Genomic DNA, 12884 nt, shown 5'->3' with positions numbered 1-12884 from the left:
CCTGAGTTGTCTGGTCTTGGGCCGCGTGGGCGGCCTAAGCGCCCTTGCGACCGGACTGGTCGGGGTCTGGATGTTGATGATGCCGAGCCGGGGCGATCTTGCCCATGTCTCGTCAGGCGAACTCTCGGCGCTTTGTCTCTACGCGGCCTCGGGCCTGCTGGTTGTCGTAGTCACGAGGCCTAAAGAGCGATCAGCCGGCAGCTGCTGGCCGAACGTGATGGGGCCGCCCGCCGCAAGGCCGAGGAGGACGCTCGGTTCGTCGAGCTTTTCCGCAATGCGCCGGGCTTGGTGGCGATCTATCGAGGTCATGACCTCGTGGTGGCGTTCGCCAGCGCCGAGCTTGTCGAATTCCGGGGACGCGGCGAGATACAGGACCGCTCCTATCGTCAGGTCGCGCCTGAAACAGCGCCAGCACTTTTCGCGCTGATGACCAGGGTCATGGACGGTGACCAGCCCTATGTGGGGCGCCAGATGCGCACGCCCTTCCAAGCCCGTCCTGACGTCCCGCCGGAGGAGCGCTATTTCGACATTCTGCTTCGGCGGATCGAGCCTGCGTCCGATGGCCAGGCGCGGCTCTTCGTCCAGGCGCTCGATGTCACCGAGGCGGTCCTGACCAGCCAGGAGAACCAGAAGGCGGAAGCCCAGCTGCACGCTGTAATGGAGGAGATGCCGGTGGGGGAGGTGCTGCTCTCGCTCGAGACTCGCCAGGTCGTTCTTTACAACCGGGCCGCATCGCTCATCGTCGGCCACGACGTTCTGACCCGCTCGGCGGAACAATTTGGCGTTTATGGCGCCATGCACGCCGACGGCGCCCCGTTTGCTTCTGAGGACTATCCTGGGGCCCGCGCGCTTTCAGGCGAGACGATTGAGAAAGAGGAGCAGCTCTACCGCCGTCCTGATGGACGGATCGTGCGACTATCGGGGGATTGCAAGCGGGTCGCGGATGGAACCGGACGACCTCTGGCTGTCTGCACCTTCACCGACTTCACCGACCTGAGGCAGGCCCTCGACGCCAAGTCTTTGCTGGTCAATGAGCCCAATCATCGCGTCAAGAACACTCTGGCGACGGTTCAGCCTTGGCGGGCCAGACCTTTTGCGGAGATGCGGCCCAGCCTGGGGCAAGAGAGGCGTTCGAGGGCCGCCTTTTGGCCCTGTCGCGCGCCCATAATGTCCTCACCCAGGCCGACTGGCGCACCGCCAGCCTGATGCGGATCATCCATGAGGCGATCGAACCTTTCGGCGCGGCGCGCTTCGCCGTTGGCGGGGAAGATGTCCAACTGCCGCCGCAGAAGGCGGTCGCCGTTGCGATGGCCTTGCATGAACTCGCCACCAATGCGGTCAAGTATGGTGTTCTGACACGCGAGCAGGGACGCGTGTCCATCGATTGTGAGGACGCTGATGGGCGCATGAGGCTGGAATGGCGCGAGCAGGGCGGGCCGCCCGTCGAAGAGCCCCGGCAGATCGGCTTCGGGATGCGGCTGCTGACCCGCGCCCTGGATCGTGACGTGGACGGCGGCATAGACGTCACCTTCGCTCCTACGGGCGTGACGTGCGTCACCAGGGGTCTATGAGCGCTAGGATGTGATGAAATCCGTTCTCGCCGACGTCGGCCTCCACGCAACCCGGCTCGCCGCGCGCGGTTTCTTTCGCCGCGAGGGAAGCCAGTCGACGCGTTCGGGATTGTCTTCTTATGACAAAGGAGGATGCCGATGACCAAACAGGATCAGGCCAGGCCACAAGAGCAACAGCCGCAGGCGACGCAGCCAGGCGGCCTGGAGGCGCCGCCGCATCCGGCTCTTGATCCAAACCAGAAGACGGACGCCACCCACGACCCTACGGCCGGAGATCCAGGCAATGGGGCCGATTAGGCCAGCGCTTTCCTAACTCACGACCCGAAGCGGCGGCACGCGGTAGGCGGGAACGAGCGCCATGGGTTCAGCCTGACCTCCGTCGGCCGCGAGCCAGCGCGCCAGCCGGCGTAGCGCCACCGGGGCAAGGAGCGTCAGACCGTCCTTGCTGGCGACGATGTGAGGGGTCTCGTCGGGCCGAACGTCCACTTCGATATCGAGCGCGCGGACCGCTCCGGTCCCAAGCCGCTCGATGCTCGTGGGACCCAGACGCTCGGCGCGATCCAGCACCAGACGAAGAGGGGCGTAGCCGGCGCCGCGCAGAGCGGCGAGCGCCAGATAGAGCTTCTCTTCGTAGTCGATTTCGAACTTGGCCATGGCGCCCCTCCCCAGAAGCCAGGCCATGGACGCGCCGAACGCGAGTCCTGTCAACATGACGCTGGCGCGACCAAGGGTCTCATTCGATCGCCCACCAGAACGGCGAACCGTTGGTGAGGCGCGAGATCTGTCGGCCGTCCGGCAAGGCGGCGTCGCGCCACCAGGTCTCATCCACCACCGGCGCGTTGCGAGCGATGCAGGCGTCGGCGCAGCCTATAGCCGCAACGACAAGCAGACGGCGCTCGCCGGCGGTGCGCTCGAAAACCACGGCGTTATCGGAGACGGGGCGCTTGATCTCCAGCGGCGAGATGGCCGCCGCGAACAGGTCCGGATGGTCGCGCCGGGCCTTTAGCAGGTCTCGGATGAGCGCCTGTTTGGTCGCGCCCGCGCGCCAGTCTCCACCGCCTTCATGATCGAGCATCGCGTGACGCTGGTCGTAATCGACAGGTCGGCGATTGTCGGGGTCGACGAGACTGAAATCCCAGAACTCGGTTCCCTGGTAGAAGTCGGGTACGCCCGCCAAGGTGAGTTTCAGGCCGGTCTGGACGAGACTGTTGGCGACGCCGGCAGGCGCGATCTGGTTGACGAAGAGGTGAGCGTCCTGCCGGAAAGCGCCGTCGCCGTCGATCAGCAGCCGGCGAAGATAGCTTTCGCTGGCGGCCTCATAGGTCTCATCCTGCACCGTCCACGATGTCCGCAGCTTGGCCTCGCGCAGCGCCTTTCGCTGCCAGTCCCCCAGACGCTCGGCGAAGGCGGCCATCGCCTTTACGTCCGCCGGCTCAAGATCCAGCGGCCAGGCGCCGACGATCATCTGGTGCAGCATGTGCGCATCGCCCGGATCGACGCCTTCAAGCGGCTTCAGCGACAGCCAGGCCCTGGCGCGCTGCGCCCACAGCGCGGAAATCTCGCTGAGCACCGCCAGCCGAGCGCGCACGTCCTCCCCCCGCTTGTGATCGTGCGTCGCCGTCGCCAGCATACTGGATGGAAACGCCGCTCCCCGCTGTGCCGCCTGCCGTAGAAACAGCGCCGGAGACATGGAGAGGCGGGCCGGATCGAAGCCGACATCGTTGCGCGAGAGCAGCCGGCCGTAGCGATAGAAGGCGGTGTCCTCTACGGCTTTCGCGGCGACCGGCGCCGAGAGCTGCTCGAGGCGCCGGATGGCGTCGATCCGAAGGTCGGCGGGAACCTCCCCTTCGCCGCGGAGCCAGGCGGCGATCTGATCCAGCGCCAGGCTCGACGCCGGCTGCGCCGCCTTGGCGCTCGCCAGGGCCTTGAGGGGCGGCTGTCGGGTGTCGGCGGCGTAGGTGCGGTAGTTTCTGGAGGCCTCGACCAAGCTCGCCAGAGCCCGGCGGAGGGCGGGAAGGGGCAGGTCCCTTGTCGCGACGTCCCAGCGCGCCAGCCGGTAGAAGGCCATGGCCGCCGCGTCCAACTGGCCGGCAAATCCGCCTGAGAGGATTTCGCGTCTGGCGTCGAGCTCCTCGGCCTCGAAATCGGCCGGACGTCCGCTTATCTGTCGCCAAAGACTGGCCAGGGGACCAGCGCCCTTGGGATCGTGTTGCAGCGCCGAGAGATCGTTCATGACCTCGTAGCCGGTGGTTCCGTCCACGCCCCAGTCGGCGGCCAGGCGCTCGTCCGCGCCAAGAATCTTTTCGACCACCAGCCAGGCCTTGCGCGCCGGATCGGCCGTGATCAGCGCCTCGCGCAGTCGCCGACAGTAGGCCGGCGGATCGGCCAGGCCGTCGACATGGTCAACCCGCAGACCGTCGATCAGCCCTTCGCGATAGAGGCGCAGGGGCAGGGCGTGCACCGCCTCGAAGACGACCGGATCTTCGATACGTAGCCCGGCCAGCTCAGTGATGTCGAAGAAACGCCGCCAGTTGATCGCGTCGCCAGCCGTCCGCCACCAGGCCAGGCGGTAGTGCTGACGCTCCAAAAGATCGTGCAACCGCGCCAGTCCGTTCTCGGTTCCTGGATCGTAGGCGGCGGCCAGGCGGAAAGGATCGACGTCCTCTATCCGTGAGGCGTCCGCGGCGGCGAGAACCTCGGCGTAGTCGCAGCGGCGCAGCGGGAAGCGGTGGGCGCCATGAGCCAGGACGGAGAGGCGGTCGGGCTCGATGTCCAGTTGGATGGCCCCCGCGGCGAGAGCCTCGGCGTAGGGGGCTCCGAGGAACGGAGCGAGCAGCTTTCCTGCCAGGTCGGGATCGGCTGGCGCCCAATCGATGTCGAACATCCGGGCGAAGGGGCTGGCCCGGCCGTTCTCCAGGACATCCAGCCACCATGCGTTGTCGCCGCCGCCGACAGCCAGATGATTGGGCACGATGTCGAGGACGACGCCCAGGCCCTGGGCCCGCAGCGCCTCGACCATGTCGCGAAAGCCCTGTTCGCCGCCCAGTGCTGGATTGATCTTGAGGGGATCCACCACGTCGTAGCCATGGGCGGAACCTGCTCGGGCTGTGGCGATCGGCGAGGCATAGACGTGGCTCACCCCCAGTCTGGCCCAGTAGGGCGCCAAAGCCGCCGCGTTCGAGAAGGTGAAGCCGGCGTGAAACTGCACGCGATAGGTCGCTGAGGGGATCATCGGGGTCTCTGGACGTTCAGGCGGGCGATCCGGCTGGTGACGACGGGAGCGGCCAGGAGCGCCTCGCTCGCCACCGGCAGTCGCCGGCGCCAGTTGGGATGAACATCGACGACGCCGGGCAGGTTGGGCTGCTCTTCCAGGCCCAACACATCCTCGATCGGGATCAGCGCCAACTCGCAGGCGCTCGCCCCGACAATCGCCATCGCGGCTTCGACGGCGGGATCAGGGTTGTGCGGCGAGGGAACGGGGCCCTGGGCCAGGTCGGATTGCGAGGCCATCGTCCAAAGCGCGGCCCGGTCGTCAACGCGCTCGACACGTTCGGCCTGGCGGTCGCCGGGCGCATTCAGGCGCTCGCGCCACTCGATGTCGCGTCCGCGCCACCAGCCGGCGACCGGCGGCAGGTCGTGGGTGCTGGTCATGGCCACGGCGCGCCGGTCCCAGTTTTCAGGTGGAATGAAGGCCCCGGTCTCCTCGCGCTCGAAAGGCAAGACCCGCATGCCCAGCAGCCCATGCTCGTCGAGGGCTTCGCGCAGACCTGGCGGCACGACGCCCAGATCCTCGCCGATGATCACCGCTCCGGCCCGGCGCGACTCCATGGCGATGAGCGCCAGCAGATCATCGATGGGATAGCGCAGATAGGCGCCCTGGTCGGGGGATGCTCCATCCGGGATCACCCACAGCCGCCCCAAGCCCAGGGCGTGGTCGATACGGACCCCGCCGGCGTGCCGCAACGCCGTGCGCAAGGTATCGAGGAAGGGTTGGTAGCCGGCGGCTCGAAGGGCGTCGGGAGCAAAGCTGGTCAAACCCCAGCCTTGTCCGGCCGCCTGAAAGGCGTCAGGCGGAGCGCCCAGAGTCAGGCCGAGCATCAGCTCCTGGGGCCGTCTCCAAGCGTGCGAGCCGCCGGGGTCGAGGCCCACGGCGAGGTCCGAGACCAGTCCTATGCCCATGCCGGCGCCTTTGGCCGAGGCCTGAGCCTGCTGCAGGCCAAGGTCGGCCAGCCATTGTGCGAACAGAAAAAAGCCGACCCTGTCGCCAAGACCAAGCTGCTCCACGACGGCCTCGGCGTGGGCGACGTCCTTGTACGCCTCGGGCCAGCGGCGCCAGCCGCCCGCGCCGAAGATATGCGCCAGGCGCTCCTCGAGCGCCTCGAAGATCGCGTGGCGACGAAGTTCCTGGCCGCCAACCGCGACGAAGTCCGTAAATCGCTGCTCGCCGGCGAAGGCGTGATAGGCAGCGTTCAGCCTGGCGAGCTTGGCGGCCGCCGACTGCGGCCAATCGATCAGCTCAGGCCCGCCCCGAGCTGCGGGGGCCGCGCCGAGGGCCGCGGGATCTGCATAGAGAATATTGAGGTGGTCGCGGCTCGACGGTGAGTACGGACTGCAGCGCTGTGGCGCGCTGGGAAAGAGCGCATGGGTCGGGCTGATCGCCAGGGCGTCGGCGCCGGCTTGGCCGGCCGCGCGGGCGAGGACGGCCAGGGCGCTGAAGTCGCCGAAGGTCCCATGCTCACGTAAGCCGTAGAGTTGGGTGGTCAGTCCCCAGGCGTCGCGGCCCAACAGATCGCGTGGCGTCAGGCAGCGGGGGGGACAGACCGCCAGCTCCAGCGTGCGGTCGTCCAGCTCGAGGCGATGATACCCTGGTTCGGAGACGCTCAGGGTCAGACCATCGGCGTCTGAGGCGGCGTCCCGGGTGCGTCCGTCCTCCAGGATAACACGACCCCGGCGGGCGCCTGCAAACCTGATCGGCGTATCGACCCGCCCGATCAGCAGCTTCGGGGACGATCGCTCTCGAATGGCCGCCAGGGCGTGACTGGGCGAGGCGACATCGTGGCCGAGCGCAACCAGCACCGCTCGAATGGTGTCCAGTTCGACCCGACGGTCGCGGCCGTTGAAATCGGTCCATTCGACCAGCACGCCCGCCGCGTCCGCCAGCGCCAACAGCGCGGTGTCGCTCATGGTTCTTGCGCCAGCCAGGCGGCGAACGAAGCCGGCGGTATCTGGCCGTTCAGCTGCCGATCGCCCACCACGACGAGTGGAGGTCCAGCCGGGGCGGGGCAGAGTGGCGCGGCGACCTCGCCAAGATTGACGGCCACTGTGTAGGTCTTGCTGCCCAGGCGCCAGGCGGCTTGTACGGACTTGGCGCCAATCGCGCGTGCGCCAAGGCTGCTTGCGCCGTCGATGTGGGGCGCCAGATTATCGCGCCGCAGGCGCAGCAGGGTTGCGATCAGTTGACGCCAGCTTTCGGCGTCCGGGCCGGGCGATGGACGCGAGGCCTCGAAGGTCGGGGCGGCGTTGGGGTCTGGAATGGCCGCTCTGGCCTGCGGATCAGCGAAGGCTGGAAACTTGGCGAATTCGCGCCGACGGCCCTCGCGCACGGCGTCGGCCAAATCGTCGTGGAAATCGGTGAAGAACAGGAACGGGGTTTCCGAGCCGCTCTCCTCGCCCATGAACAGCATGGGGATTTGCGGCGACATCAAAAGGAGCGCCATAGCCGCCCTCAGGCGTTCGGGAGCAACCAGCGTCGTCAGCCGCTGGCCGAGCGCCCGGTTGCCGACCTGGTCGTGGTTCTGCAGAAAATTGACGAAGGCGGTCGGCGGCAGATGCCGGCTGGGCGCGCCCCGCGGCCTGCCGTCGTGATTGGGCGAACCCTCGCCCTGGTAGATGAAGCCTTCCGCCAGGCTGCGAGCCAGACGCTCGGCGGGCCGATCGGCGAAGTCCTGGTAGTAGCTGCTGGTCTCGTCCGTCAGCAGAACATGCATTACGTTGTGAAAATCATCGTTCCACTGAGCGTCATAGCCGCCCGACAACCGGTCAGGGTCGTTGCCCTCATTCTCCAGTACGAGATGGATGTGGCGGTCTGGACAACGGGCGCGCACCTCCGCGGCGAGCCTGTCCAGAAAGTGGTTGTCTGCGATCGCGTGCACGGCGTCGAAGCGCAACCCATCTAAACGGAAGGTCTCCAGCCAATAGAGGGCGTTTTCGATGAAGAACCGCGCCACGGGTTCCTCGCCAAAAGCGATGGCCGGTCCCCACGGGGTGTGACGCGCTTCGTCGAAAAAGGACTTTGCGTAGGCCGGCAGGTAGTTACCGTCGGGGCCAAAGTGGTTGTAGACCACGTCGAGCAGCACCATCATCCCCAGGCCGTGGGCCGCATCGACCAGGGCCTTCAGGTCGTCCGGCGAGCCATAGGCGCCGGCGGGGGCGTAAGGCAGGACGCCGTCATAGCCCCAGTTGCGCGACCCCGAAAAGCTGTTCACCGGCATCAGTTGCAACGTCGTGATCCCTAGGCCCGAAAGCGCGGGCAGCCGGTCGGTTACACCGGCGAAACCGCCCAGCAGGCCGGGGTGAACTTCATAGATCACTGCGTCCGACCAGGCCCGGCCAAGCCACTCGGGATTGCGCCACGCATATCCTTCAGGGCTGACCAGGACGCTCCAGCCGTGCACGTCGTCGGCCTGGGCGCGAGCCGCCGGATCAGGCACGACGAGGTCGTTGTTGATCCGAAACCGGTACTTCTGCCCGTCGGCAGCTTCAGTCTCGTAGTCGAACCAGCCATCAGCCAGCCGGTTCATGACGAAGACGCCTTGCCCGTCGAGGTCCACGGCGACGCGCTCCTGCCCCGGCGCCCAGAGGCGCAAGCGGACACGCCCATCGCCAAGCCAGGCGGGTCCGTGATTCATCGTGCTTCTCCGACCCCGCGCAGAATGACCGCCGCACCGCCTGGTAGGTCGAGCATCTCGCCGACAGGGGCGGGTTCGGCGTCAGGGTCGGCGCTGTCGATGAGCCGCTCGAAAGTCAAACCTTCAGTCGGAAGCACGAAGGTGAGGGCTTCGCCAGCGCCGTTCATCGCCAGGGCGATCAGTTCCAGCGATCCGTCGGCAAGTCGGCGGGCGCGGCGCATCAGGAGGGCGCGGCCCTCCGGATTGCGCCAGTCGTCCTCCGACAATGGCTGGCCGCGCTCATCGAACCATTCGATGTCGAGAACGCCGGGCGCGGCTTCGTCCTGGCCGTAGAGGAAGGAGCCGGACCGCAGCAGAGGGTGGGCCTTGCGAAGCGCGATAAGCTTGGCGGTGAAGTCGATCAACGCCTGACCGGACTGTTTGGCCGCCTGACCCCAGTCAAACCAGCTGATCTCGTTGTCCTGGCAGTAGGCGTTGTTGTTGCCGTTCTGGGTGCGGCCAAACTCGTCGCCGCCCAGCAACATGGGAGTGCCGAGCGAGGCCATCAGCGTCGTCAGCATCGAGCGGCGCACTCGGTCGCGCTGGTTCTGAATGATCGGATCGTCGGTCGAACCTTCGGCGCCCCAGCCGCGCGAATAGTTTTCGCTGTGCCCGTCCTGGCCGTTCTCGCCGTTGGCTTCGTTGTGCCGGCCATCGTAGCTCACCACGTCGTTGAGGGTCATGCCATCATGTGCGGTCAGCATGTTGATGCTGGCCCAGGGGCGGCGGGCGCGTCGATCGAAAAGGTCGCCCGAGCCCGAGAGCCGCGCGGCCAGATCCGGCCGTTGGCCCGCGTCGCCGCGCCAGAAGCGCCGGGTGGTGTCGCGGAACTTGTCGTTCCATTCGGCGAAGCTGGGTGGATGGTGGCCCAGCTGGTAGCCGCCTGGACCGATGTCCCATGGCTCGGAAATGAGCTTCAGCCGGCCCAGCACAGGATCCTGGCGCAGGACGTCGAAGAAGGCCGCCCCAGGCGAAAACCCTGCGTCGCCCTCGCGGCCAAGCGTCACGCCCAGATCGAAACGGAAGCCGTCGACACGGAAGGACTGGGCCCAGTAGCGCAGCGAATCCGCCACCATCTGGATGACCCGGGCCGAGGCCATGTTCAGCGAATTGCCGGTGCCCGTGTCATTGATGCAGTGGCGCGGGTTGTCGGCGACCAAGCGGTAGTAGGTGGCGTTGTCGAGACCGCGCAGGGACAGGGTCGGACCCATCTCGCTGCCTTCGGCGGTGTGGTTGTAGACGACGTCGAGGATGACCTCGATGCCGCTGGCGTGCAGTCGGCGCACGGCCAGGCGGAATTCATCGTGGCTGCCGCTGGCGAGATACCGCGCTTCGGGCGCGAAAAAGGCCAGGGTGTTGTAGCCCCAGTAGTTGGACAGGCCGCGCTCCTGCAGGAAGCGATCCTGGGTGAAGGCGTGGACCGGCAGCAGTTCCAGCGCCGTGACGCCCAGGCGCTTGAGGTGTTCGATGACCTTGGGGTGGGAGAGGGCCGCGAAGGTGCCGCGATCCTTGGGGCCGACCTCTTCGAGCAGGGCGGTCAGGCCCTTGACGTGGGCCTCGTAGATCACCGTCTCCGACCAGGGCGTGTTGGGCCGGCGATCGCCTTCCCAGTCGAAGGCGTCGGCGGTGACGACCGACTTGGGCATGGCCGGGGCGCTGTCGCGACGATCGAAGGAAAGATCCGCGCGCGGCGAGCCGACATGGTAGCCGTGCAGGGCGTCGGTCCAGCGAAGCTGACCGGCCAGCCGGCGGGCGTAGGGGTCCAGCAATAGCTTGTTGGGATTGAACCGGTGGCCCTGTTCGGGCGCGTAGGGGCCATAGGCGCGAAAGCCATAAAGCTGGCCAGGGCGCGCGTCGGGCAGATAGCCGTGCCAGACCTCGTCGGTGCACTCGGGCAGGGGATAGCGGGCCAGTTCCTTTCGGCCCGATGGGTCGAAGAGGCAAAGATCAATGCGCTCGGCGTTGGCTGAGAACACCGCGAAATTGACGCCAAGACCATCGAAAGTGGCGCCCAGGGGATAGGGCGATCCGGCGTCCAGGCGTTCGGGCGAGGGGGTCAAGCGCTAGGTCCTTCGTAACGGAGATAGACAGCGGCCAGCGGCGGCAAGGTCAGGTCCAGGGCCGGGCCGTCGGGATTGGGAAAGGCGCTCGCCCCGCCTTGGTTGCCAAGGTCGCCGCCGCCATAGACGGCCGCGTCGGTGTTGAGGATCTCGGTCCAGCGGCCTTCCAGCGGAACGCGCACTCGCCGCATCTGCGGCTCGGGCGTCATGTTGACGGCCACGATCAAGGGCGCGCCGCCATGGAAGGAGCGGCGCTCGAAGACAAAGACGCCGTCGCGATCGTGGTTCTCGGCGATCCAGCCAAAACCGCGCGCATCCGCGTCAGTGTGATGCAGAGCGCCTTCCTGGCGATAGATACGGTTGAGATCGCCGACCAGGCTCTGCAGCCCGGCGTGCTCAGGCGTCTCGAGCAAGGCCCAATCGAGCTCGCCGTCGTGGTCCCATTCGCGCCACTGGCCGATCTCGCCGCCCATGAACAGCAGCTTCTTGCCAGGATGGGCCCACATCAGCGCCAGGAGCGCGCGTAGGTTGGCGAACTGGCGCCAGCGGTCGCCCGGCATCTTCGACAGCAGCGAGCCCTTGCCGTGGACGACCTCGTCATGGCTAAGCGGCAGGACGAAGCCCTCGGTGAAGGCGTAGGTGAGGCCAAAGGCCAGGTCTCCGCCGTGCCAGCCGCGATGGACCGGATCACGATGCATGTAGCGCAGGGTGTCGTTCATCCACCCCATGTTCCATTTGTACGAGAAGCCAAGACCGCCCTGATCGACAGGCGCGGTCACGCCCGGCCAGGCGGTCGACTCCTCGGCGATGGTGATGGCGCTTGGGAAGTGCTCGCTGACCGCCGCATTGAGGCGACGCAGGAAGGCTATGGATTCCAGGTTCTCGCGCCCGCCATGGACATTGGGCGTCCACTCGCCGGCCTTACGGCTGTAATCGCGGTAGAGCATCGAGGCCACCGCATCGACACGCAAGCCGTCGATGTGGAAGCGATCCAGCCAGTAAAGGGCCGAGGCCACCAGGAAGCTGGCGACCTCGTCTCGGCCCAGATTGTAGATCAGGGTGTTCCAGTCCGGGTGAAAGCCCTCACGCGGATCGGCATGTTCGTAGAGGGCCGTGCCGTCGAAGCGCTCCAGCCCGTGGGCGTCGCTGGGAAAATGGGCCGGGACCCAGTCGAGAATGACGCCCAGTCCCGCCTGATGGCAGCGATCGACGAAGCGGGCCAGTCCCTCGGGCGCGCCATAGCGTGCGGAAGGCGCGAACTGCCCGAGCGGCTGGTAGCCCCAGGAGCCGCCAAACGGATGCTCCATGATCGGCATCAGCTGAACATGGGTGAAGTCGAGGCCGGCGACGTAGGGGATCAGGTGGTCGGCCAGGGCGTCCCAGTCGTGACATTGGTGACCGTCCCAGGGGCGTCGCCAGGATCCGGCGTGGACCTCGTAAATCGAGATCGCCGCGCCGGCGTGATGGCGGGCGGCGCGGTCGGCCATCCAGCCGTCGTCCCCCCAGGCATGGTCGAGTAAGGGCGCGACGATCGAGGCGGTGGCCGGCGGGATCTCGGTGGCGCGAGCGAGGGGGTCGGCCTTGCGGCGCACGGACCCGTCGGCGCCCTCGACATCGAACTTGTAGCGCGCGCCAGCGGCGAGGCGCGGAATGAAAATCTCCCAGACGCCCGCCTCATGGCGCAGGCGCATGGGATAGCGCTCCCCGTCCCAGCTGTTGAAGTCGCCTACTAGGCTCACCCGCCGGGCGTTGGGCGCCCAAACGCTGAACGCCACGCCCTCGACGCCTTCAAGCGCGCGGGGGACGGCGCCGAGCCGATCGGCCATGCCGGTGACCTCGCCCCGTATGATCGCGGTCAGGTCGGCCTCTGAGAGCACCGGACCAAAGCTATAGACGTCCTCGGTTTCCCAAGCGCTGTCGGGCCACAGCACGCGCAGGGCGTAGTCTGCGGTCGGCTTGATTTCGCCGACGAAGAGGCCCGGCGAGGCCTCCTGGAGGCGGCCAAGGCGTCGGCGGCTCTTGCGAGAGATGACTTCGACACCCGCCGCGCCGGGCTGAAAGGTGCGCACAACGTCCCCGTGGCGTCCAAGGTAGCCGAACGGATCGGACGCCCAGGACACCGCACTCTCCAACCCCACCCGACATCTCCAAATTGCTGCGAGTGCACAACGATCAGGCGATCAATCTGTGCCGGGAGCCATCAAAAAATATTCCCGGAACCCTTGCTCTCTCCCGTTGTTTCCGAGGCATCTCAGGGAGTAGCGGCTATGGCGTTCGGGGCGTGGCAGAGTTTATTGTGCAGTTGC

8 protein-coding genes and 1 pseudogene are annotated in these 12884 nt (G+C 67.0%); 2 read left to right on the top strand and 7 right to left on the bottom strand.

Annotated features, from left to right (window positions below; translation table 11 throughout):
- Nucleotides 1-138: 138 nt before the first annotated feature.
- A complete protein-coding gene (locus tag V6S85_RS26575) occupies nucleotides 139-801 on the bottom strand; it encodes a hypothetical protein (RefSeq protein WP_442885656.1) in 663 nt (220 codons plus the stop codon).
- Between the two features lie 275 nt (nucleotides 802-1076).
- Here V6S85_RS26575 and V6S85_RS26570 point away from each other — a divergent pair.
- Both V6S85_RS26570 and V6S85_RS11005 read left to right on the top strand, forming a co-directional pair.
- Nucleotides 1077-1205: pseudogene (locus tag V6S85_RS26570) on the top strand (HWE histidine kinase domain-containing protein); the annotation flags it as partial.
- The gene (locus V6S85_RS11005; RefSeq protein ID WP_334348983.1) at nucleotides 1206-1571 is read left to right on the top strand and encodes a sensor histidine kinase; all 366 of its coding nucleotides are present in this window, start codon (nucleotides 1206-1208) and stop codon (nucleotides 1569-1571) included.
- Between the two features lie 309 nt (nucleotides 1572-1880).
- Here the strand turns inward: V6S85_RS11005 and V6S85_RS11000 are convergent, their stop codons facing one another.
- From V6S85_RS11000 to glgB, 6 genes are all read right to left on the bottom strand, one after another.
- Nucleotides 1881-2225: a hypothetical protein gene (locus V6S85_RS11000; RefSeq protein ID WP_133244857.1), complete on the bottom strand. Its 345-nt coding sequence runs from the start codon at nucleotides 2223-2225 to the stop codon at nucleotides 1881-1883.
- A 79-nt stretch (nucleotides 2226-2304) separates the two neighbouring features.
- Nucleotides 2305-4803 carry a malto-oligosyltrehalose synthase gene (treY, locus tag V6S85_RS10995; RefSeq protein WP_334348982.1) on the bottom strand — a complete coding sequence of 833 codons (2499 nt, stop codon included), beginning with the start codon at nucleotides 4801-4803 and terminating at the stop codon, nucleotides 2305-2307.
- The gene (malQ, locus tag V6S85_RS10990; RefSeq protein WP_116490121.1) at nucleotides 4800-6755 is read right to left on the bottom strand and encodes a 4-alpha-glucanotransferase; all 1956 of its coding nucleotides are present in this window, start codon (nucleotides 6753-6755) and stop codon (nucleotides 4800-4802) included. The genes treY and malQ overlap by 4 nt, the downstream gene beginning before the upstream one ends.
- Complete coding sequence (gene treZ / locus V6S85_RS10985; protein WP_334348981.1) at nucleotides 6752-8479, bottom strand: malto-oligosyltrehalose trehalohydrolase; 1728 nt, start codon at nucleotides 8477-8479, stop codon at nucleotides 6752-6754. The genes malQ and treZ overlap by 4 nt, the downstream gene beginning before the upstream one ends.
- Nucleotides 8476-10578: a glycogen debranching protein GlgX gene (gene glgX, locus V6S85_RS10980; protein WP_116490119.1), complete on the bottom strand. Its 2103-nt coding sequence runs from the start codon at nucleotides 10576-10578 to the stop codon at nucleotides 8476-8478. The genes treZ and glgX overlap by 4 nt, the downstream gene beginning before the upstream one ends.
- Nucleotides 10575-12698, bottom strand: coding sequence for a 1,4-alpha-glucan branching protein GlgB (gene glgB / locus V6S85_RS10975; protein ID WP_425267059.1), 2124 nt, complete (start codon nucleotides 12696-12698; stop codon nucleotides 10575-10577). The genes glgX and glgB overlap by 4 nt, the downstream gene beginning before the upstream one ends.
- Nucleotides 12699-12884 lie beyond the last annotated feature (186 nt).

The organism is Caulobacter sp. CCNWLW153 (genome assembly GCF_036889365.1).
GTDB lineage: Bacteria > Pseudomonadota > Alphaproteobacteria > Caulobacterales > Caulobacteraceae > Caulobacter > Caulobacter radicis.
Note: the sequence above shows the minus strand (reverse complement) of the source record. Positions and strands in the feature narration are given on the sequence as shown.

Bases quoted from the DNA above. Each gene is read 5' to 3' on its own strand.
- treY (WP_334348982.1), bottom strand. From the start codon at position 4,803: ATGATCCCCTCAGCGACCTATCGCGTGCAGTTTCACGCCGGCTTCACC.
- treZ (WP_334348981.1), bottom strand. From the start codon at position 8,479: ATGAATCACGGACCCGCCTGGCTTGGCGATGGGCGTGTCCGCTTGCGC.
- malQ (WP_116490121.1), bottom strand. From the start codon at position 6,755: ATGAGCGACACCGCGCTGTTGGCGCTGGCGGACGCGGCGGGCGTGCTG.
- V6S85_RS11000 (WP_133244857.1), bottom strand. From the start codon at position 2,225: ATGGCCAAGTTCGAAATCGACTACGAAGAGAAGCTCTATCTGGCGCTC.
- V6S85_RS11005 (WP_334348983.1), top strand. From the start codon at position 1,206: ATGCGGATCATCCATGAGGCGATCGAACCTTTCGGCGCGGCGCGCTTC.